The following is a 21,712-nucleotide window of genomic DNA, read 5'->3' on the forward strand; positions in this document are numbered from 1 at the left end:
AGAGCCAATTGAGTCTTATTCCTTCCATTAAGAAAGAAGGCTACTCTGGAAATGGAAATATTTACTAGCGATAAAAAGGTTCAACAAAGATTGGATCGTCTCGAATACCAAGAACTCCTGGATTATTTTCGAAGATTACAGGAACCAGTTATTTTACGGGAAATTCGAAAAAACTTTCCTGAGCACAAGCATCTAGATAAAGACCTCGAGTTTTTGATTGAGCAGGGGATTGTATCCCGCATAGAACGCCGATACAAACTTAGCGTCCCGCTCTTAACCAACTATCCGACAGATGAAAAGGTAAATGCGTTTGTTCACGAAAGTAACAACCAGTACTCGCCAGAGGAGCTGTTAGTCTGGCTGGGAGAAGAAGTATGGAGTGACCAATTACGATCGACAGTGGCAGTTGATTTTCCTTTAGCTACACGTAATTGTCTAGAGAATGAGGCATTTCGACTAGTAACGATCAATCAAGGGGGGACATTGACGGAAACTTTACCTAATTATTTTGAAACAATTGAACAGCCGACTTTGTTTCCAACCCTAGCACCGTTAATCGGTGATGTGAATCTTGAGTTTTTTATGAATCAAATCACTCTGATTCTAGAACGAGTTCTGGCAATGAAGGCACCCCGCCGAAAATCGATCTTTTTAGAGAGTTTAGTAACGAGTCAGTTGATTGCCGAGCAACCAAATTGGCATGTCTCTATTCCAGTGTATGAAGAAAGCTTTTCACTGCCTCAGTTGCCAAAAGAGCAGAATGAAACGGCATTCTTTTTTAGCCGTCAATTAGCCGAGCGATTATTAGGCGATCAAGCAAGTTTTACGTATTTAATAAAAAAGAAGGCCTGAGAAATGCAAAAAATGATCAAAGGACTCGTGTTAATTATTAGTTTTCTACTGGTATTTGCCGGTGTTTATTATGCAAAAGTCCGTTACTTTAGTCCGGGAACACTGGCTAAGCAGAAAAATATCCGTTATTCAAATGTTCCAACGGTGTTTATCCATGGATACGAAGGGAATTCCTTTTCTTTTGGTCCGTTATTACGACGATTAGAAAGAGAAAATGTCGCCAAACGGGAAATGACAATCGTGGTTCAGGCGGATGGCAAGCTGACTGTGGAAGGAAAACTTAAAAATAGAAATGATAACCCGACGATCATGGTGCTTTTTGCGAAAGATGTACCAGATGAGATCACCCAAAGTAAATGGATTGATAACGTGATGCGGTATCTTTATCAACAAAAGGTCACGCGCGTCAATCTAGTCAGTCATTCGATGGGCGGTGTTTCTTCTTTACGCTATCTATTAGAATATGCTGGGAACAAGACCCCAGTAACAGAACGCTTTGCGGCGATCTCAGCCCCATTTAATGATTTGGAGATCGCTGAAGATACGCAAGATGTCTTTGCCTATGAACTGACAGAACAAGGTCCAAGCGGGGAAACTCCGATCTATCAATATTTTGATCAAGCAATGGAGAAGCTGCCTAAAAATATCCATGTACTTGATGTAGCAGGTGATCTAAAAGATGGGACAGAAAGCGATGGGTCTGTGTCGACCCATAGTGCATTTGCCTTACGTTTATTATTTCAAAAACACGCACAGAGTTATCAGGAACTGACGGTGACAGGAAAAAGCGCGAGTCACTCATCAATTACTAAAAGCACGAAGGTAGAGAAGAAGTTAATCGAATTTATGTGGAAAAAAACAGCTTGAAGCTAAGGCTTCAGGCTGTTTTTTTGTCGTTTACGTACTTTTTTTGTCCAGAATCCACCGGATATGTATTTCGGCTCATAAGAAATGATAAATGCGCGCTCTTCAACTTCCTTGATTAACGCGTAAAGTGTCCTTTCTGTGTTGCGTGGGGACAGGATCTCCAGCACCATTCGACCGCCCTCCAAGCCTTCACCGTAGGATTGAGTGACGCCATAGCCATTTTCGCGTAAAACACGAGGAAGGCTAGCTTCCTGATTTGTATTTGTTGGTAAAATGACGGTCACCATGATATAGCCTAGGGCTAATTTGTCTTCAATTTTTATACCGACACTTATCCCGATGGCATAGCCTAACGCATAGGTGAATAGATTAAAAGGATTATCTAAGCGATCTAAAACCATTGAAAGTCCCAGAATATAAATAGTAATCTCCACCATACTCATTAGTGGCGCTAGAATTCGGTAGCCTTTCATGGTCAGCATGAAGCGCAGCGTATTCAATGTGACATAGGCAAAATTGATTAAAAATATCATTATTAGCATTTTTATGTCGACCATTATAAAATCTCCTTTGTTGTCTAAAGTTCCTTTTTAATAGCGATATTGGTCATGATTTGTTCCATATGAACTAGCGTAACGATTATTTTGTCAAAAGGCAAATAGAAGGACAGTAGGGTAAAAGAAATTCTTTATTATTTGTCAGAAAAACAGTTACTCGAAATAATAATCGTTATTTTTTGACAAAAAATCGATTTATTTAAAAGAATTGAAAATTTTATCTTCTATTTTAAATCTTATTATAATATAATGTTAGGTAGAGGGATTTAATAATGCAAAGCGAAATTAGTGAAGCACGTTAATCGTTATTTATTAAGGGTTTGTGTTATTATAATAAAACGCCCTTTGTTTTTATTATTAAAATTTACACAGAAAAATGTAATATAAGGACGCTCTGCCGTTCGTTCGAAAAGGTGGTTCTCATGAAAAATAAAAAAGAAGATGGAATGCAGCAAATTGATGATGCTAAAAGAACATTTTTGTCTGGAGAAAATTTTTATGCGCAACATTTACTAGGCGCTCACCAAGAGAGAGACGGCTACATTTTCCGCGTATGGGCACCGAATGCCCTCGCAGTTTTTTTAGTTGGTGATTTTAATGGCTGGCAAGATCAGGCGATGGAAAAGGATGAAGAAAACGGAATTTGGCATGTTTATACTGAAGCACCAAAGGAAGGCGATCTATATAAATTTAAGGTTCGTCAAGCTGATGGTCGCGAAATTTTGAAAATCGATCCGTTTGCTGTTCGCTTTGAGAAAAGACCTGGTGATGCTGCTGAATTGTACAGTTTCCCTGAGAAAAAGTGGAAAGACGGCTTATGGCGCGGACGCAATAAACGTTCCAATGCGTTCAAGCGTCCATTGAACATTTATGAAATGCACGCGAGTTCATGGAAGCATCATGAAGATGGGACGCCCTATAGTTTTGCTGACTTAAAAGAGGAGCTTATTCCTTACTTAGTCAAAATGAATTACACCCATGTTGAATTTATGCCGTTGATGGAGCATCCGCTAGGCCGTTCTTGGGGCTATCAATTGATCGGCTATTTTGCCTTGAGTTCTTATTACGGTACACCAGAAGAATTTCAGGATTTTGTCGAAGCTTGTCATTTGAATAATATCGGTGTATTTGTCGATTGGGTTCCTGGTCACTATTGTATTAATGATGATACCTTACCATATTATGATGGGACGCCGCAGTTTGAATATACAGATCCTGATCGAGCAAAAAACAACCGCTGGGGATCAATCAACTTTGATTTAGGCAAACCACAGGTACAAAGCTTCCTAATCTCTAGTGCGATGTTCTGGATTGAGATGTTCCACATTGACGGTATTCGTGTAGATGCTGTTTCCAGCATGATCTATCGCGATTATGATGACGGTCCTTGGACACCAAATCATGAGGGTGGTAATCGGAATTTTGAAGGCTATTATTTCTTACAAAAGCTGAATGCTGTGATTAAGCTGGCACATCCTAACGTATTGATGATTGCTGAGGAAAGTTCTTCTGAGACGCCGATAACAGGAATGATCGAAACGGGTTCATTAGGGTTTGACTTCAAGTGGAACATGGGATGGATGAATGATGTCCTGCGTTTTTACGAGATGGACCCGGTGTTTCGCAAGGATCATTTCAACTTGATTACTTTTTCTTTCATGTACATGATGCAGGAGAATTTCATTTTACCGTTGTCCCACGATGAAGTGGTTCATGGGAAAAAGAGTCTAATGCATAAAATGTGGGGCGATCGTTACAAACAATTTGCGCAGTTGAGAAACTTGTACACCTATTTCATGGTACACCCTGGTAAAAAACTTTTATTTATGGGGAGTGAATGGGGACAATTCTTAGAATGGAAATTTGATGAAGGGTTGGAATGGACGGATCTGAACGATTCATTAAATCAATCCATGCAGCATTTTACCGCCGAACTGAATACTTTTTATAAAGAGCAGACCGCTTTGTGGGAGCTAGAGGACTCCTACGATACGATCGAAATCATTGATGCGGACAATACTGGCGAATCAGTCTTAACCTTCATGCGTAAGGGAAAGCGAAAAAAGGATTTCTTAATTATTGTTTTAAATATGACACCGATCGAACGTCGCGAGTTTCATGTGGGCGTTCCATATCCGGGCACATATAAAGAAGTTTGGAATACTGAAATGAAAGAATTTGGTGGGACTTGGACAAAACACAATGAGGATTGTCAAAGTGAACCAATCAAATTTAAGGAGTACGGTCAGTTGATTAAGACGACTGTCCCAGCTCTAGGCGCCATTATTTTAAAACCAGAGTCAGTCAACACACGCAAGTAATAGAGGGGAGGTCGATGAAGGAAAGTCCTTCATCAAATAAAATGAAAACAGAAATTTTAGCAATGATCTTAGCCGGCGGGAAAGGTTCTCGTCTCGGCAAACTAACACAAAAAATTGCAAAACCTGCAGTCCCTTTTGGCGGTCGCTATCGGATTATTGATTTTACATTAAGTAATTGTATCAATTCAGGGATTAACAATGTTGGGGTTGTTACGCAATACCAGCCGTTGGCTTTGAATAATCACATTGGAAACGGCTCGAGTTGGGGCTTTGATGGTTTGAATTCTGGCGTTACAATTTTACAACCCTATTCCAGCAATGACGGCAGTAAATGGTTTGAAGGAACAGCCCACGCCATCTATCAAAATATGGATTATATTGACCAAGTGGACCCACAGTATGTTTTAGTATTATCTGGTGACCATATTTACAAAATGGATTACGAAGCGATGTTGGAGGATCATAAAGCCAATAATTCTTCCTTGACTGTCGCAGTCATCGAAGTGCCAATTGAAGAAGCTTCACGCTTTGGAATCATGAACACCGATGAAAACGATCGGATTATTGAGTTCGAAGAAAAACCAGAAGAACCAAAAAGCAATTTGGCATCCATGGGAATTTACATCTTCAACTGGAGCCGTTTGCGCAGCGTGTTGTTAAACAGCTACAAAAAGGATGATCAAATGCTGGACTTTGGTAAACACGTGATCCCAGCATATCTGGAAAGCGGCGAAAATGTCTTTGCTTATCGTTTCGACGGCTATTGGAAAGATGTGGGTACAATTGATTCTCTTTGGGAAGCGAGTATGGAGTTCATTGACCCAGAACATAGCTTGAACATTCGTGATAAAAATTGGCGGATTCTAGCAAAAAACACCGTTTCACCACCACATTTTTTGACCGAACATGCGAATGTGAAAGACTCGTTGGTTGTTGATGGCTGCTATGTAGCGGGGGAAGTAGAGCACAGTATTCTATCGGATGATGTTCAGGTTAAAGAAGGGGCTAAGGTCATTGATAGTGTGATCATGCCTGGAGCAACGATTGGTAAAAATGTACAAATCACCAAAGCGATCATCGGTGAAAACGCGATTATTGGCGATGATGCCGTGGTTGACGGGAGCGAAGAAATCGCTGTAGTGGGTTATTCAGAAGTGATTGGAGTGTTGACAAGTGAGAGCGAATAAAATGTGTGCCATTTTGGGCAATGTGTACGAATGTCCAGAGTTACTACCTTTAACTGAAAAAAGACCTTTGGCGACGTTGCCGTTTGATTGTAAATACCGTTTGATCGACTTCAATTTATCGAATGCAATCAATGCCAATATTAAATCTGTTTACATGGTTTTCAATCAAGGAACCACGAAGTCCGTTTTCGACCACATTGGAGGCGGTCGTGAGTGGCATTTGGACAGTGTAGACAGTCGCTACTTCATCCATTTTTATCAAGATTTCTTGAAGAAAAAAGCCGAAGGACGTCCCTATTTTGAATCAGTCATTGACTATTTAAACAAATCAAAATCGGAATACACGGTCTTCATGGGCAATCGCATGTTGTGCAATATTGACTTGGCCTCCGTCTTAAAAATCCATCTGCAAAATGATAGCACAATGACAGTTGTTTATAAAAAAATGCCTAAAAATCAAATTTATCGCCAAGATGAAATTATCGAAGCAGACGAACACGGCATTGTCCAAGGCCATCATAACTTCTTAGAAAATAAGACGGATGATGAACTGTTAAATCTTAGTATGAAGATCTTTATCTGCCGCACAGATTGGTTGATCAATGCTTTGCAAGAAGGCCAGAACCTTGGTGGGCCCGTTGCACTCGTTGACTTCTTAACTTTAGCAATGGAACAAGTGAAGACATATGCTTATGAATATACAGGATTCTTAAGCAATATTTTTGATATCAAATCTTACTATGATGCAAACATGGCTATGCTTGATCCTAAAAAATTCACCTCTTTACTTTATTCTAAGCAAAAAATTTATACTAAGTTGAAAAACGAGGTTGCTACCTATTACTCACCGACTTCTGAGGTGAAAAATAGTCAATTCGCAACAGGCTGTCTGGTAAATGGAAAAGTTCACGGATCGCTGGTGGCGCGAAGTGTTGTGATTGAAAAAGACGCAGAAATTGAAGATTCAATAATTATGGCTAGCTGTACGATCAATGAAAAAGCCTATATTAAACATGCAATCTTAGACAAAAATGTCGTGGTTGAGCCGGGAATTAAAATCATTGGTTCAGCAGATCAGCCTGTTGTAATCAAGAAAAATACCCATGTGTTAAGTGACGTTTACGGAGGCGAATAGGCGTGAAGACTTTATTTGTAGCGGCGGAATGTGCTCCCTTTTTTAAAACAGGAGGATTGGGCGATGTTGCCGGCGCTTTGCCCAAAGCGTTAAAAGAAAAGGGAACCGAAATTAAGGTAGTGCTACCATTTTTCACAAAAATGCCGCAGCGATACAAAGACCAATTACAGGATCTATTCTCTTATGATGTGTATGTTGGTTGGCGTAAACAGTACTGTGGCGTGAAATATTTACAGCTTAATGGGATTGATTACTACTTTTTGGACAATCTTTATTATTTTGACCGTCCTGAGTTGTACGGCTATTTTGATGATGGGGAGCGGTTTGCTTTTTATCAACAGGCGGTTATTGAATTAATGGAAAAAATCGATTTTATTCCTGATGTGATGCATTTGAATGATTATCATACTTCTTTCATTCCCTGCTTATTAAAGGAAAAATATCGATGGATTCAGAAATTCAGTAAGATTCGAACAGTTTTAACCATCCATAATATTGAATTTCAAGGACAGTATGATCCAGGAATTTTGTATGATTTATTTGGTATGGGTAGTGAGCGCTATGATGATGGGTCGATTCGATTCAATGATTGTGTGAATTTTATGAAGGCAGGAATCCTTTATGCCGATCGAGTAACCACAGTCAGTCCCTCATATGCTGAGGAAATTAAGACCCCAGAATTTGGTGCGGGCTTAGATGTCATCTTGCGGATGGAAAGTGGAAAGCTGCGGGGAATTCTAAACGGTATCGACTACGATGCGTTTGATCCAGCAAAGGACCCAGCCCTTTTCGCAAATTATGACCAAAAGCATTTAGATAAAAAAATCGAGAACAAAGTTCAATTGCAAAAATACCTAGATTTACCTGTTCGTCCGGATGTTCCAGTGATTGGAATTGTCAGTCGTTTGACGTATCAAAAGGGCTTCCATTTGCTTTTACAGGAAATGGAAAATTTGATGCAATTTGATGTGCAATTGGTTTTAATCGGTACGGGAGATCCCAACTTTGAGAATCAATTCCATTACTTTGGCGGAAAATATCCAACGAAGGCCAGTATCCATATTGCCTTTGATGTAACATTGGCTCAAAAAGTTTACGCAGGCGTCGATATGTTTCTAATGCCATCAGCATTTGAACCATGCGGCTTATCTCAGATGATATCAATGCGCTATGGCACTTTGCCGATCGTTCACGAGATTGGCGGATTACGTGACACTGTTGAGCCTTATAACCCTATTACGAATGAAGGAACCGGCTTTGGCTTTAACATTTATGAGCCATTCTATCTGATGAACGCCATGAAACAAGCGATCGAACTTTATCAAACTCAGCCGAAGATTTGGCAGAAGATGATGACAGAAGCCATGTCACGTGATTTCAGTTGGGATGGATCAAGTGAGCAATATTTAGAACTATACAAACAGATGTAGGATTCGAAGAGCCAGAATCTAAGCCATTAGGCGAGGGATTTTGGCTTTTTCTATCATTCATTTCTCATAAAGGTTATTATGTATATTAAGTAAAACACGTGATGATTAATCAGTGTAGGTTGGAGATGAAAAAATGAATAAGACAGAATTTAAAAGGTCGTTCAGTCAACGTTTGGCTGAGAAATTTGCAATGGAAGTCAATGATGCTTCACCGAATGAGCTTTATCAAACTTTAGGTTCGCTAATGACCTCTGCATACTCAAAAAATTGGCAGCAAACGTGGAAGGATTACCGAGAAGCAGATCAAAAGCAGACCTATTATTTTTCCATTGAATTTTTACCAGGAAAAATGTTAAAGAGCAATCTTTTGAACATGGGCTGGTTAGAAATGGTTACAGAAAGCTTAGCTGAATTAGGAATCAATTTAGATGATTTGGCAGAAGTAGAACCGGATATGGCGTTAGGAAATGGCGGTTTAGGACGTCTAGCCTCTTGTTTCATGGATTCAATCGCTTCGATGGGCCTACCTGGCAATGGAAACGGGATTCGATATGAGTACGGACTCTTCAAACAACGTTTTGTTGATAATTATCAGGTTGAGCTGCCCGATGAATGGTTGCAAAAGGGAAACCTATGGGAAGTCCGAAAAGAAAGTAAAGCGGTCGATGTTCGCATTGGCGGAGATGTCTATATGAGTCATGACGAGTTCGGCAATCTAGTTCCTCACTATTCAGGAGGAAAAACCGTACGTGCAGTCCCTTATGATACAGGAATGGTTGGCTATCAAAATGGAATTGTAAACACGATGCGTTTATGGTCTGTGGAGATTCCGCCAGAGGAAGAAGAGCGTTATCGCAGCATCGGAGACCGCCGCGTGGTCGAAGATTTGACATCTGTGCTTTATCCGGATGATTCGAATGAAGCCGGAAGAAGACTGAGGTTATCACAGGAATACTTCTTTGTTTCAGCAGGTGTGCAAAGTATTTTACGTTACTACAAGCAGTTGAATAAATCGATGGATGAAATCAATCAATATATCGCGATCCATATCAATGATACACACCCGGCAATGTGTGTTGCTGAATTTATGCGTCTTTTAATCGACGAAGAGAAGATGGGCTGGGAACGCGCTTGGAATGTGACGCAAGAAGTAATGAGCTACACGAATCATACTATTATGGCAGAGGCCTTGGAAAAATGGTCGATTAATATGATGAAAAGTGTCTGCCCAAGAATCTATCAGATCATCGAAGAAATTGATCGCCGCTTTGTTGAAGAGATGACAGGTGTCCATGATTTTGATCTGATTCAGCGTACACGAATCATTCAAGGCGATCAGGTGCATATGGCACATCTTGCAATTATCGGTTCTCATTCGATCAACGGTGTAGCGAAGCTTCATTCCGATCTTTTGAAAGCAGTGGTCTTGCACGATTTTTATCTGCTTTATCCGGCTCGATTTAATAACAAGACAAATGGTATTGCGATGCGTCGCTGGACACAGCTGGCCAACCCAACGATGAGCAAAGTTTTGGATAAGCATATTGGAGATTCTTGGCGAAAACAACCAAGAGATTTACGTCTATTGCTGAATTATGAGGACGATGATCAAGTACTCGATGCGCTAGCTGAAGCAAAATTAGAAAATAAGAAACGTTTAGCAGCATATATCAAACAGAATTGTGGCGTAGAAGTCAATCCTGAGGCCATTTTTGATGTACAGATCAAGCGGCTGCATGCATACAAGCGACAATTATTAAATCTGCTGCACATTATCAAACTCTATTTGGACTTAAAAGAGAATCCAGAGCTTGCGATTGAACCACGCGTGTTCATCTTTGGAGCAAAAGCGGCACCGAGCTATCACTATGCAAAATCGGTTATCAAGGTAATCAACGAAACGGCCAGCTTAATCAATCAAGATCCGTCAATCAATGACAAACTAAAAATTGTTTTCTTAGAAAACTATAACGTGAGTTTAGCTGAACGTATTATTCCTGCCGCAGATGTCAGTGAACAAATTTCTCTTGCCTCTAAGGAAGCATCCGGCACTTCAAATATGAAATTGATGCTAAACGGCGCTGTGACGATTGCTACGCTAGATGGTGCAAATGTAGAGATTCGTGATGCGGTAGGGGATGATAATATCGCGATTTTCGGTTTGACAGAATCTGAAGTGTATCAATATTATGAAAATAGAAACTATTCTTCTGCCGATATTTTTAGAGATGATGCGGTGGTCAATAAAGTCGTGAAAACACTGATCGATGGGACGATTCCTAATATTCTTGCAGAAGGTCAGGAAATTTTCGACTCTTTAATCAAATACAATGACGAATTTTTTGTTTTACGTGATTTTGAAGATTATTGCTTGGCTCAGCAATCAGTAGACCAGGCTTATAAGGACAAAAGACGTTGGCGTCAAATTAGTTTGCGCAACATCGCAAATGCGGGGCGTTTCTCTTCGGACAACACCGTCCAGCGGTACGCAGATGATATTTGGCAAATAGAACCAGTCTTCGCTCATGAAGACGATCGAGGTGTAACACAACATGACTCATATCTACTTTAATCCTTGGTTAGAGCGTTACAAACAACCATTTGGGGCTGTTCAAGAGGGGACGATGGTCAATATCTGGCTATCGGTCCCTGAACAGCAGAATACGAAGGTGTTTCTGATCGTTCGCAAAGAAGGCAGTTCTGTCGGCCAAAAAATCTTTCTGATGGAGCCAGCAACAGAGGACCGATTTCATTTTCAGACGATTATGGATCAGGGCTGGGGACTGTATTTTTACTATTTTAAAATTGTTCATGAATCCGATGGCTATGAGACGATCCAATATTATGGCTTCAACGGACAGGGTGGCGAAGGGCGAATTTACGGATCAGAACGTGAGGTCGTTCCCTATCAGTTGACTTGCTATCAAAAGCCAGAGGTCGCACCGAGATGGTATCGGGATGCAGTATTTTATCAAATTTTCCCAGATCGTTTTGCTAATGGAAACCCGAATCGTGTAATCAACCAGCCTAAAAAAAATTCATTTATCTACGCGACAGAAGAGGATGAACCCTTTTACATTAAGAACAAGGAAAATGAAATTGTTCGCTGGGACTTTTTTGGCGGGAATTTTAAAGGCATTCAAGATAAAATTCCTTATTTGCAGGAGCTGGGAATTACGGCGCTCTATTTGAATCCGATTTTCGAAGCCAGCTCGAATCATCGCTATGACACCAATGACTATTTTCAAGTGGATAGTATTTTAGGAACAGAAGAAGAGTTCCGCAGCTTAATTGCAGCTCTTCACACGGCCGGCATCGCGGTTGTATTGGACGGTGTTTTTTCTCATGTTGGTAAAGACAGCCGCTATTTCAATATTTCTGGGCTTTATGGTGAACATACGGGTGCTGCTCGTGATCCGCAAAGCCCGTATCGTGATTGGTTCACCTTTAATCATTATCCAAATGATTATAAATCCTGGTGGGGTGTAGCGGATCTGCCGGAGGTTAGAAAAGAAGATCCAAGCTATCAGGAATTTATTTATGGCGATTTAGACAGTGTGTTATCAAAATGGACTTCAATGGGGGTTGATGGGTGGCGTCTAGATGTTGCAGATGAATTGACGGATGATTTTATTGCTGGTATTCGTAAAAATTTGTTGTCCTATCAAGAAAAGATTTTGATCGGCGAAGTCTGGGAAGATGCATCTAACAAGATTGCATATGATACTCGTCGCAAATATGTTTTTGGCGATCATTTGCAGGGAGTGATGAATTACCCGTTGCGTCAGCAAATTTTGGATATTTTAAAACAATCGCGTTCATTACAAGATATTTGTGAGGAAATGATTCGCTATCAGGAGAATTATCCAGCGGACTTTTACTACAACCAATTAAACAATATAGGTACCCATGATACGGAGCGTATTCTAACGATGCTTGATGGTTCTGTTGAGGCTTTGGATCAGGCCTGGGGGTTGATGTTTATGATGCCGGGAATCCCTTGTGTGTATTATGGGGACGAGGCTGGATTAACTGGTGGCAAGGACCCAGATAATCGAAAATTTTTCCCTTGGCAATCGATTGATCCAAGACTATTCAAAAATTGTCAGAAATGGATTGAACGAAGAAAGAAATACGATGTCTTAAAACATGGCCAATTTTTCCCATTTTATTCCAAAGTGCAGCAAATCTTTGGGATCATTCGCTATTCAGGAAATGCCTATGTAATCTATGCGATCAACTTGTCTGATCAAGAGCAAAGTCTAAACGTTGGCGAACTTTCAAGTCCATGTGCTTATCGTGGAGAGTATGCTGTTTTAGATCGGATATTAGAAGGTGAAATTCTGGCGCCTAAAGGTAGCTTGTTCATGTATGATGCGGAATAAACGGCTGTTTTTCTGTTTCATAGGAAATTAAAAAGCATTTTTTCCGCTTTTATGCTAAACTATTGCTATATCAGAACAATGAGGATGATTTTATGCAAACGTACACCAGAAAAAAGTGCCGCTTTCCTGCTTTTGATGATGAAGCAGGTGTTAAAATAGTACAAACCAATCAACGTGTCTTATTTGATGGACAAGATGATTTGATTACAAGTTATCGCCTTGAAGCGAAAGATATTTTTGAACGTCAGCTACCGAAACCAAAACGAACCAGACGTGTTAATTTAGACGATGAACCAAGAAGAGAATTGGATCATCATAAAGCTAATTTGCCTAAATACAACGATCATAAAGAATCAAAAAAAGTAAATTTATTTGAAGAACGGAAACCAAAGGAACCGACTCAGTCGACCTTTAACACTCGAAGTGCTCGAAACGGCCGTAGTGCCACACCGTTTGCACCAAAGTATGTGCCTTCTTCCTTGATTCCTGATACACCAGCAGATGCGATATCGCCTAGAGAATTGATGAGCCGAATGGAAAAAGCACCTCAATCCTACATTTTATTTGCGTCTGAAAATGAAGAGCAGTCTCCAGTGATGGAAAGAAAAAATTCACGTCAACGGTTGGATCGTTCATTAAGAGGAATTATGCAAGAGGACAATTCACAGATTGAAAACAGTAAATATTTTCACGATTAAGACAGAAGGTGCCTTTGGCAGCCTTCTGTTGTTTTGCCAGTCCAACTTTCAACAATGAAGTAGAGATTTATTCAAGAGGGTTAGTATGAGCTTCCTTAAAAACAATTATTGGATGAATGGCAGGATAAAACAATACGAAATAACGGCACCAAGGAGAGAGAACAATGAATCCATTTGAAGAAAAAATTCGCCAGTTAAGAGCGGGAGAAATTGAGAAAATCGAAGTAACTAAAGATGATTTCTTTTTATTCAGAGAAGCGTGGATCAAACAAGAAGACAAGAAGTTTTTCCGTGGAATTGCGGGACTTAAGGGCAACATTACCTATGTTTATGATACAACGATTGTTTAAACTATTGACTTTTTAACGTCAGCTCGGTATCATAAATAAGGTTCTGCGCGGCGGTGTTGGAATTGGCAGACAAGCATGACTAAGGATCATGTGAGAGCGATCTCGTGTGGGTTCGAGTCCCATTCGCCGCATTAAAATGAGGATGACTCATAATTGTTCAGTATCCAGAAAGAAAAATGAGATGTCATAAACAGTTGCTCAAATTTTTGACTTAGTTTTGCAGATGCTGCTTGTGACTCGTCGTTTATTCGTTAAAGGAGCTGATCCGAAAGTCCAGAGACTTTTGGGTCAGCTCCTTCTTTTTAGCGAAAAGTGTTGGACTCGGTTTTTGACAGCAATACTTTTCATTTCAATTCAAATATTTTAGCTATTTCGAACGCAAGAGTTGCTTGTAAAATCATCATCGGCTAAAATTAAATTATTAAAAATGTGAATTTGCATATTTTGGAGGAAACGGTAATGGAAGCGATCGGTCAAGTCTTAAAAGATTTTAGGAAAGAACATGGCATGACACAAAAAGACCTTTCTCAAGGGATTTGTTCACAAAGTGTTTTGAGTCGAATCGAAAACAATGAAGAGATTCCTAATATTATTGTGATCCAGCAGCTTTGTCATCGATTAGGAATTACGATCGACCAATTGATGCTTGATTTTCTCCCAGAGGAATTATTCCTGCGTAAGTATTTCAACAAAATGTTTATGTATTTGCGAATCGGAAAATATTTAGAGATTCGTGCAACGTTGGACTACTTAGATGAACGCCAAATCACTCATCTAGATAAGGATCGTCAGCTAGCTTGCTTTTTCAAAGGAGTATGTGCCTACTTTATTGATGAAGACGCGGAAGCCGCTTTAGCGTTTGTCACTCAAGGACTTGCAATCTGTGTATCCAAAAAATACGATGGGTATTTTGATAGTCGTATTTTACTTTTAAGTTTTGCTGGTAAAATGAGCTCAGTCTTAGGGCGTGTGAATGACGCACATAGTTACTACAATCAAAGCTTTGAATTATTCAAAACGATGATGGCGGATTATTCCGAACGGAGTGAATTAAGCAACCTCTTTGTGAACTATGGAACTTTTTTAGTGAAGCAGGACCGGCTGGATTTAGCTGAAAAGGTTGTGGATATGGGGCTGAAATGGAATCGTCAGCAATGCAGTTACTACAAGTTGAAGGAGCTTTTGGAACTAAAAGTTCTTATGTTAGAAGCACGTGATGAGATTCATTTGTTGATCAATTATCGGAAAATGCTACGTGCTTTGGAAAAGATAAAAGATTTGTAAATGGTCTACACCATTCTTGACTTATAGTGGATTCAGGAGTAACTTTAAGGTACTAAGAAAAAAGGGAGAGCTCACAATGAAAACATTTATTTATGCTGACAAATTCTTTTTAAACTCTGGTGTAAAAGGTGAAGGTTATTTAGATGTCACTGATGGCATTTTTGGATCATATACGAAGGAAAAACCAGAAGGGGCAGAGATCATTGACCAAAGTGGAAAATGGATCGCACCTGGTTTAGTGGATACGCATATTCATGGATATAAGAATCATGACGTGATGGATAACGATGCTGAAGGAATCAAAGTAATGTCTGAAGGCTTGTTATCGTGTGGTGTAACAAGTTTCTTACCAACAACATTGACTTCTTCAAAAGAACGTTTAAAAGATGTTGCGGAAACCATTGGAAAAGTCTATAAGGATGTAGATGGGGCAAAAATTCAAGGAATTTACTTTGAAGGACCATTCTTTACTGAAGAACACAAAGGAGCGCAAAATCCTAGCTACTTTGGCGACCCAGACTTGGATACTTTCCATGAATGGCAAGAAGCTTCTGGTGGTTTGATCAAAAAAATCGCTTTGGCACCTGAACGTAAAGGTGTGAAGGAATTTGTCAAAACGGTAACTGACGAAGGCGTAGTCGTTTCACTGGGACACTCAAATGCAACATTAGAAGAAGCACAAGTGGCTGTTGAAGCAGGTGCAAGTGTCTTTGTTCATGCGTATAATGGCATGCGCGGGTTAAATCACCGTGAACCAGGTATGGTTGGTGCTTTATTAACTTTACAACACGTCTTTTCTGAATTGATTTGCGACGGACATCATGTCCATCCGCAAGCAGCAGAAGTATTGATGGAAAAAGCTGGCCATGATCATGTTGCTTTGATTACAGATTGTATGATGGCAGGCGGTATGCCTGACGGTAACTACAACTTAGGTGAATTCCCAGTAGTTGTTGCAGAAGGAACTGCTCGTTTAGAATCTGGTAATTTAGCCGGAAGTATTTTGAAATTAAAAGAAGCAATCAAAAATGTGGTTGACTGGGGAATTGCAACACCAGAGCAAGCAATCATGATGGCTTCATACGTACCAGCAGTCAGCTGTAAAATCGATGACAAATGCGGCATGATCGCTGAAGGTCGCGCTGCTGACTTTATCGTGTTAGAACCTAACATGGATCTTGTAGCAACGTACCTTGATGGTGTAGAACGTTACCACGCATAATTCAATTGAACATTTCAAGCTCGGTCATTCATTGATCGAGCTTTTTTGTTTTTCGCAAATTCTACAAAATACATTGGTATAAAATGAGCAGGCTGCGGTGACGGTCATTTTATGGTAAAATTTTTTCACAAGTTTTTGTGAAGGAAAATTCAATTAAAAGGAGAAAACGATGAAACCGATAATTGGTATAATGCCGCTATACGACGATGATCGTGATAGCATTTGGCTCTTGCCGGGGTATCAAGAGCTGATTGAGAAAAATGGTGGAATTCCATTAGTGCTGCCGTTAACAGCGAATAAAGAAACGTTGCTGCCATTTTTTACAATTTGCGATGGCTTTCTATTTACTGGTGGGCAGGATGTGACGCCTTCTTTATACGACGAAGAAAAAAGAGCGGTTTGCGGCGAGCAAAATCTAACGCGTGATGCAATGGAATATTTTTTTATGCAAGAGGTAATCGCTAAGGATAAACCGCTCATTGCAATTTGTCGAGGAGTACAGTTACTGAATGTGATTTACGGCGGAACGCTCTATCAAGATTTGCCAAGTGAATATACCAGCAAGATTGCCCATCACATGATGGCCCCTTATGATCGAATTCAACATGAGGTGGAACTACCTGAGAATAGTTTGCTGCAGCAATTGTTGAAGCGAAACAAATTGGGGGTAAATAGTTACCATCATCAAGCCATCAAGGAATTAGGTGAAGGATTAGAAGTGACGGCTGTTTCAATTGATGGCTTGATCGAAGGCGTTTCTGTGCCTAGTGCCAAATTTATTCTAGGCGTTCAGTGGCATCCGGAATTTTTCAATGCTACTACATCAGAGAATCAGGCGTTGATGACGGCATTTTTCACAGCCTGCAAGCAGACGCATGTTCAGTCGAATGGAAAATAACTTAACAGGAGGAAAGCAGAATGACCATAGAACCAAACAAAACGACCCTCGCAGACAAGGATAGTTTCCTTTTGATCATTGATTTGCTAAATGAGCTGCAGATTCAGTACTGGGTGGAGGGTGGTTGGGGAATCGATCTTCTTCTTGGCAAGCAAACCCGTGAGCACCGAGATATTGACATCGATTTCGATGCTTCTGTTGAGTCAGTGTTGATGGAAAAACTGTTGGAGCATGGCTATCAACTCATGACGGATGAACGTCCGACCCGAGTAGAGCTATACCATCCTGAACACGGCTATCTGGATCTTCATCCCTTTGATCTCAGTGAGCCTGACAAGATGAAACAGGTCAATCCAGAAGGCGGCTGGTTTGAGCTAGAAGCTGCTTGGTTTTCAGAAGCTATTTTTGAAAGCCGCCGGATTCCCTGTGTTTCAGTTGAAGGGCAACGATTGTTTCACAGCGGCTATGAGCTGAGAACGGTCGATCAGCTTGATCTAGAACGGTTGAATGCTCGTTACCCGAACGATAACGTTACTTAAAAAATAGGTCTATTGGTTGTTTGATTCACTCGCAGTGAGATAGGCATCAACCTCTAGTTGATTAAGTTTTCGTATTTCTGTTTTTGGAAAGCACTGATATTTTCCATGCCGGAAGAGGGCTTGATTGTGATTCGTAGTTTTCTTTTTATTTTTACTTAGGTAATCTGCATAGGCTTGGTCATTGACAAAAATCTTGAACGATTTTCGTCCAGTCTGACTGATGATTTCATAGATGCCACAGGGTACTTGCTGAAGTTGATCTGCGACTCTTAAATAAAGCTTTGCGATTTCCACACTTTTAAAGGGAAAATCGATACGTCGTAATTGACGTATAGGGTCTTTTTGACAGCAGATACATCTCCCGCAAGTTCCACAGATATATTGCTCATGATTTTCTAAACAGTCTTTTTTGCCTAGTATGGGTGTTGCTTTAGGATCAGTAGCATAACATTCGATGCATTCATTCATAGATGGCACCTCCTTTTCTTCATTATGTTATCAAAAACTGCAGTTTTCAATTGTTTTTTAGAAGAAGTTTTTTATGCTAGCGGCATCTGTCGTTGGCTTTTTTTTGTGCTATGTTAAACTAAAAGAGTTAATAATTATCGATGGATAAGGGGGATTATAGAGTGTCGTATATTGATGTAATAGATGAGAGTAAGCATTATAAGATGGGTGAGACCATTATTAAGGCGAATGAAAAAATAAATTTCTCGATCGAAAAAGGAGAGGTTGCCGTCATTCTGGGACCAAGCGGAGCGGGAAAATCAACGGTGTTGAATATTTTAGGCGGTATGGACAGCTGTGATGAAGGAAAAGTTGTCGTGGATGGGACCGATATTGCCACTTTCAATGACAAAGAATTAACTACCTATCGACGAAATGATGTAGGATTTGTGTTTCAGTTTTACAACTTGGTTCCTAATCTGACAGCAAAGGAAAATGTTGAACTGGCTTCGCAGATCGTTTCGGACGCATTAGAGCCTGAAGCTGTTTTGCGCTCCGTCGGTTTAGGTGAACGAATGGATAATTTCCCAGCGCAATTATCAGGTGGAGAACAACAACGGGTGACGATCGCTCGAGCTTTGGCAAAACGACCTAAATTATTGCTTTGTGATGAACCAACTGGTGCATTAGACTTTGAAACAGGCAAACAGATTCTAAAAATATTGCAGGATACCGCTCGAGAAAATGGGACAACGGTTGTCATTATTACCCACAACTCGGCAATTGCACCAATGGCTGATCGTGTGATTCGAATCAATGATGCCCGTGTTCGAAGTGAAGAGCTGAATGATCAACCTCAATCAATTGAAGATATCCAATGGTAAGAGGTGAGTAAGATGAAAAAAGCGATGCGTCGCACGAATTGGCGTGAAATTCGCCAATCAAAAACCCGCTTCTTTTCTATTTTAGGTATCATTTTCTTAGGTGTTGCTTTTTATGTCGGACTGCGAGCAACGGGTCCTGATATGCTGAAGACGGCGGCTGCCTATTATCAGAAGCAAAAGCTGGCTGATACACGCGTGGTCTCTTCATTAGGGATAACCGATGAAGAACTCCGAATGATGGAGGAAATTGACGGTGTGAAGGCGGAGGGACGTTATTTTCAAGATATTAATTTGAGTAAAGAGGATCAGATTTTTCGTATTTTCAGTTATGATACGAAGCAACGCATGAATCGCGTATCGGTTACGGACGGGCGTCTACCGAAAAATGCTAATGAAATTGTCTTAGACGAACGTGCCAAAGAAAAGGGCTATAAACTGAACCAACGCTTTAATCTAACTTCGGATGATTGGCATAAGAGTTTTAAGCAGGACAGCTATAACGTTGTGGGATTTGTTAAAAGTCCTGAGTTTATCGAAAACATTTCCCGTGGAAATACCACCGTTGGCAAAGGCTCCATTGACTGTTTTGCCTTTATTTTACCAGAGAATTTTAAGCAAAAGGTTTATTCCGAGGCGTTGGTCCGTTATCAGGATTTAGAAAAAAGTTCCGCGTATTCTGAGCAATATGAAAACCGCTTAAAGACAGATCAAAAGGAACTGAAGCAGCAGTTAAAAAAGATTGCTTCTATTCGTTTGGCTGATTTGAAGAAAGAGCAGCAGGGGAAATTGGATCAAGCGAAAGAAAATTTTCAGCAGCAAACGTCCTTGACACTTGATGCGCTTAATCCAGAACAATTGGCTGCTGTAGCGGGAGTAAATTCTGAAATTCCTAAACAAATTGAACGCTTAGAAAAGCAGCAGGAAATGATTGATCGCTTACCTGCTCCTGAATATCATCTTTTTGCGCGTTCAGACAATCCTGGCTACAGTGAGTTTAAAGACAATGCTCAACGCATCTCGTCGCTGGCTTCGGTATTTCCTTGGATTTTCTTCTTGATCGCCGCACTGGTCACATTAACAACTATGACGCGAATGGTCGAAGAGAAGCGAAATGAATTAGGAACGTTCAAGGCTTTAGGCTATCGTAACGGGGAAATCGCGGAGAAGTATCTGTTGTATGCGACATTGGCAGGTGGCGGAGGGACCCTATTAGGCCTTACAGTCGGTTTTTATTTGCTACCAGTGATTATTTTTAATGCTTATGGGCAGCTGTATAATCTGGAAAATGTCTCAACGCCTTGGTATCTGTCTTATGCGCTGATTGCACTAGCAGTCGCTTTAACTTGCTCTGTTGGTTCTGCCTGGTTCGTTTTACGTTATGATTTGAGAGCGACCCCAGCAATTTTAATGCAGCCTAAAGCACCCAAAAAGGGCAAGCGAATTTTCTTGGAACGCTTAAGCTTTATTTGGCGCCGACTGTCCTTTAGTCAAAAAGTGACATTGCGGAATTTATTTCGCTATAAGCAGCGGATGTTGATGACGATAATCGGGATCGCTGGCTGTATGTCCATGATTATTACTGGATTTGGCTTGCGAGATTCAATTGGCGATATTGTTTCTCTGCAATTTGATAAGCTTTGGCATTATCAAGGAACGACTGTTTTCATTGAGCCGCCTTCGCAAAGCCAAGAACAAAACTATGGGAAAGAGTTGGAAACTTTGCCAGATTTTCAAGATCATTTGTTTGTTTCTTTAGAGACGGTTACTTCACAAACAGACGCGGTCGCCAAACAGGAGATTAGCTTGACAGTACCAAAGGAAACCAAGAATCTTTCTGAGTTTCTCTCTTTTAAAAATCGGAAAACCAATGAACAGTATTCGTTGACTGATAAAGGCGTTATCATCAATGAAAAATTAGCCAAGCTCTTTGAGTTAAAAAAGGGTAGTCAATTGAAGATCAAGTCAATTGCAGGCAAGGAATATACCGTGAAAGTAGCGGCAATCGCTGAAAATTATGTTGGTCATTTCATTTACATGACCCCAGCATATTATCAAAAAACTTTTGCCGAAAATCCCGTTTATAATACGGATCTGTTACTTTTCAGTATGGAGCCAACGCAAAAAACTGAAAATAAATTGGCGAAGCAATTAATGGAGAATTCAGCCATTGCAAATGTCAGCTTTATGTCGAAGTCTCGTGATGCCTTGAAGGATACCGTAAAGAGTCTGAATATCATTATGTGGGTCTTGATTGTTTCGGCTGGACTGTTAGCCTTCATTGTTCTATATAATCTGACCAATATTAATGTTTCTGAACGGATACGAGAATTATCTACAATTAAAGTCTTAGGCTTTTATGATGGGGAAGTCGTTCGCTATGTATATCGGGAGAATATTCTGTTGACCTTGATGGGGATTGTTTTAGGATTATTTCTTGGAAAAATCGAACATCGGTATATTTTACAAACAGTTGAACTGGATATGACGATGTTTTCACCAGATATTCAACCCCTTAGCTATATTTATGCCAGCTTGATCACGTTGTTCTTTACATTGATTGTTGGGGTAATCATGTATTTCAAACTGAAGAAGATTGACATGATTGAGGCATTGAAGGCAAATGACTAAAAAGACGAACAGTTAATTTGTTTGAAGT

General features: G+C 40.2%; 18 protein-coding genes and 1 tRNA gene. 17 read left to right on the forward strand and 2 right to left on the reverse strand.

Going from position 1 to position 21,712, the window contains the following annotated elements; translation table 11 throughout:
* Positions 1-51: 51 nt before the first annotated feature.
* Both IGI44_RS07375 and IGI44_RS07380 read left to right on the forward strand, forming a co-directional pair.
* Positions 52-852, forward strand: coding sequence for a DUF1803 domain-containing protein (locus IGI44_RS07375; protein WP_438787134.1), 801 nt, complete (start codon positions 52-54; stop codon positions 850-852).
* Between the two features lie 3 nt (positions 853-855).
* On the forward strand, positions 856-1,719 hold the full coding sequence (locus tag IGI44_RS07380) for an alpha/beta hydrolase (protein ID WP_438787135.1): 864 nt from the start codon (positions 856-858) through the stop codon (positions 1,717-1,719).
* Positions 1,720-1,721: 2 nt separating this feature from the next.
* On the opposite strand, the gene IGI44_RS07385 is transcribed toward IGI44_RS07380, so the two are convergent.
* Positions 1,722-2,276: a DUF2179 domain-containing protein gene (locus IGI44_RS07385; RefSeq protein ID WP_438787136.1), complete on the reverse strand. Its 555-nt coding sequence runs from the start codon at positions 2,274-2,276 to the stop codon at positions 1,722-1,724.
* Positions 2,277-2,698: 422 nt separating this feature from the next.
* On the opposite strand from IGI44_RS07385, the gene glgB reads away from it, so the two are divergent.
* The 13 genes from glgB to IGI44_RS07450 all read left to right on the forward strand — a co-directional run bounded on the left by glgB (position 2,699) and on the right by IGI44_RS07450 (position 17,725).
* Positions 2,699-4,597, forward strand: coding sequence for a 1,4-alpha-glucan branching protein GlgB (glgB, locus tag IGI44_RS07390; protein WP_438787137.1), 1,899 nt, complete (start codon positions 2,699-2,701; stop codon positions 4,595-4,597).
* 41 nt (positions 4,598-4,638) lie between these two features.
* Positions 4,639-5,784 (forward strand): glucose-1-phosphate adenylyltransferase, encoded by a 1,146-nt coding sequence (locus IGI44_RS07395; protein WP_438788933.1) that lies wholly within the window; start codon positions 4,639-4,641, stop codon positions 5,782-5,784.
* Entirely contained in the window at positions 5,771-6,919 is a 1,149-nt protein-coding gene (gene glgD / locus IGI44_RS07400) for a glucose-1-phosphate adenylyltransferase subunit GlgD (RefSeq protein WP_438787138.1), read from the forward strand. The genes IGI44_RS07395 and glgD overlap by 14 nt, the downstream gene beginning before the upstream one ends.
* Before the next feature lie 2 nt (positions 6,920-6,921).
* Positions 6,922-8,349, forward strand: a complete 1,428-nt coding sequence (gene glgA, locus IGI44_RS07405) for a glycogen synthase GlgA (RefSeq protein ID WP_438787139.1) — start codon at positions 6,922-6,924, stop codon at positions 8,347-8,349.
* Positions 8,350-8,482: 133 nt separating this feature from the next.
* A complete protein-coding gene (locus tag IGI44_RS07410; RefSeq protein ID WP_438787140.1) occupies positions 8,483-10,921 on the forward strand; it encodes a glycogen/starch/alpha-glucan phosphorylase in 2,439 nt (812 codons plus the stop codon).
* Complete coding sequence (locus IGI44_RS07415) at positions 10,902-12,734, forward strand: glycoside hydrolase family 13 protein (RefSeq protein ID WP_438787141.1); 1,833 nt, start codon at positions 10,902-10,904, stop codon at positions 12,732-12,734. The genes IGI44_RS07410 and IGI44_RS07415 overlap by 20 nt, the downstream gene beginning before the upstream one ends.
* A gap of 92 nt (positions 12,735-12,826) precedes the next feature.
* Positions 12,827-13,432, forward strand: a complete 606-nt coding sequence (locus IGI44_RS07420; protein WP_438787142.1) for a hypothetical protein — start codon at positions 12,827-12,829, stop codon at positions 13,430-13,432.
* A 164-nt stretch (positions 13,433-13,596) separates the two neighbouring features.
* Complete coding sequence (locus tag IGI44_RS07425) at positions 13,597-13,782, forward strand: hypothetical protein (RefSeq protein WP_438787143.1); 186 nt, start codon at positions 13,597-13,599, stop codon at positions 13,780-13,782.
* A 47-nt stretch (positions 13,783-13,829) separates the two neighbouring features.
* Positions 13,830-13,913, forward strand: a tRNA-Leu gene (locus tag IGI44_RS07430).
* A 328-nt stretch (positions 13,914-14,241) separates the two neighbouring features.
* Positions 14,242-15,066: a helix-turn-helix domain-containing protein gene (locus IGI44_RS07435; RefSeq protein WP_438787144.1), complete on the forward strand. Its 825-nt coding sequence runs from the start codon at positions 14,242-14,244 to the stop codon at positions 15,064-15,066.
* A gap of 76 nt (positions 15,067-15,142) precedes the next feature.
* Positions 15,143-16,288 carry an N-acetylglucosamine-6-phosphate deacetylase gene (nagA, locus tag IGI44_RS07440; RefSeq protein WP_438787145.1) on the forward strand — a complete coding sequence of 382 codons (1,146 nt, stop codon included), beginning with the start codon at positions 15,143-15,145 and terminating at the stop codon, positions 16,286-16,288.
* A gap of 169 nt (positions 16,289-16,457) precedes the next feature.
* On the forward strand, positions 16,458-17,186 hold the full coding sequence (locus IGI44_RS07445; RefSeq protein ID WP_438787146.1) for a gamma-glutamyl-gamma-aminobutyrate hydrolase family protein: 729 nt from the start codon (positions 16,458-16,460) through the stop codon (positions 17,184-17,186).
* Between the two features lie 20 nt (positions 17,187-17,206).
* Positions 17,207-17,725, forward strand: a complete 519-nt coding sequence (locus tag IGI44_RS07450; RefSeq protein ID WP_438787147.1) for a nucleotidyltransferase domain-containing protein — start codon at positions 17,207-17,209, stop codon at positions 17,723-17,725.
* Positions 17,726-17,734: 9 nt separating this feature from the next.
* On the opposite strand, the gene IGI44_RS07455 is transcribed toward IGI44_RS07450, so the two are convergent.
* Positions 17,735-18,193, reverse strand: a complete 459-nt coding sequence (locus IGI44_RS07455) for a hypothetical protein (RefSeq protein WP_438787148.1) — start codon at positions 18,191-18,193, stop codon at positions 17,735-17,737.
* 161 nt (positions 18,194-18,354) lie between these two features.
* Between IGI44_RS07455 and IGI44_RS07460 the strand changes: the two genes are divergently transcribed.
* Together IGI44_RS07460 and IGI44_RS07465 are read left to right on the forward strand one after the other, a co-directional pair.
* Positions 18,355-19,056 carry an ABC transporter ATP-binding protein gene (locus IGI44_RS07460; RefSeq protein ID WP_438787149.1) on the forward strand — a complete coding sequence of 234 codons (702 nt, stop codon included), beginning with the start codon at positions 18,355-18,357 and terminating at the stop codon, positions 19,054-19,056.
* A gap of 12 nt (positions 19,057-19,068) precedes the next feature.
* Entirely contained in the window at positions 19,069-21,684 is a 2,616-nt protein-coding gene (locus tag IGI44_RS07465; RefSeq protein WP_438787150.1) for an FtsX-like permease family protein, read from the forward strand.
* Positions 21,685-21,712: the final 28 nt, after the last annotated feature.

It is taken from the genome of Enterococcus sp. DIV0756, from assembly GCF_051710745.1.
Taxonomy (GTDB): domain Bacteria; phylum Bacillota; class Bacilli; order Lactobacillales; family Enterococcaceae; genus Enterococcus_A.

Bases quoted from the DNA above. Each gene is read 5' to 3' on its own strand.
- IGI44_RS07375 (WP_438787134.1), top strand. From the start codon at position 52: ATGGAAATATTTACTAGCGATAAAAAGGTTCAACAAAGATTGGATCGT.
- IGI44_RS07380 (WP_438787135.1), top strand. From the start codon at position 856: ATGCAAAAAATGATCAAAGGACTCGTGTTAATTATTAGTTTTCTACTG.
- IGI44_RS07385 (WP_438787136.1), bottom strand. From the start codon at position 2,276: ATGGTCGACATAAAAATGCTAATAATGATATTTTTAATCAATTTTGCC.
- glgB (WP_438787137.1), top strand. From the start codon at position 2,699: ATGAAAAATAAAAAAGAAGATGGAATGCAGCAAATTGATGATGCTAAA.
- IGI44_RS07395 (WP_438788933.1), top strand. From the start codon at position 4,639: ATGAAAACAGAAATTTTAGCAATGATCTTAGCCGGCGGGAAAGGTTCT.
- IGI44_RS07410 (WP_438787140.1), top strand. From the start codon at position 8,483: ATGAATAAGACAGAATTTAAAAGGTCGTTCAGTCAACGTTTGGCTGAG.
- IGI44_RS07415 (WP_438787141.1), top strand. From the start codon at position 10,902: ATGACTCATATCTACTTTAATCCTTGGTTAGAGCGTTACAAACAACCA.
- IGI44_RS07420 (WP_438787142.1), top strand. From the start codon at position 12,827: ATGCAAACGTACACCAGAAAAAAGTGCCGCTTTCCTGCTTTTGATGAT.
- IGI44_RS07425 (WP_438787143.1), top strand. From the start codon at position 13,597: ATGAATCCATTTGAAGAAAAAATTCGCCAGTTAAGAGCGGGAGAAATT.
- IGI44_RS07435 (WP_438787144.1), top strand. From the start codon at position 14,242: ATGGAAGCGATCGGTCAAGTCTTAAAAGATTTTAGGAAAGAACATGGC.
- nagA (WP_438787145.1), top strand. From the start codon at position 15,143: ATGAAAACATTTATTTATGCTGACAAATTCTTTTTAAACTCTGGTGTA.
- IGI44_RS07445 (WP_438787146.1), top strand. From the start codon at position 16,458: ATGAAACCGATAATTGGTATAATGCCGCTATACGACGATGATCGTGAT.
- IGI44_RS07450 (WP_438787147.1), top strand. From the start codon at position 17,207: ATGACCATAGAACCAAACAAAACGACCCTCGCAGACAAGGATAGTTTC.
- IGI44_RS07455 (WP_438787148.1), bottom strand. From the start codon at position 18,193: ATGAATGAATGCATCGAATGTTATGCTACTGATCCTAAAGCAACACCC.
- IGI44_RS07465 (WP_438787150.1), top strand. From the start codon at position 19,069: ATGAAAAAAGCGATGCGTCGCACGAATTGGCGTGAAATTCGCCAATCA.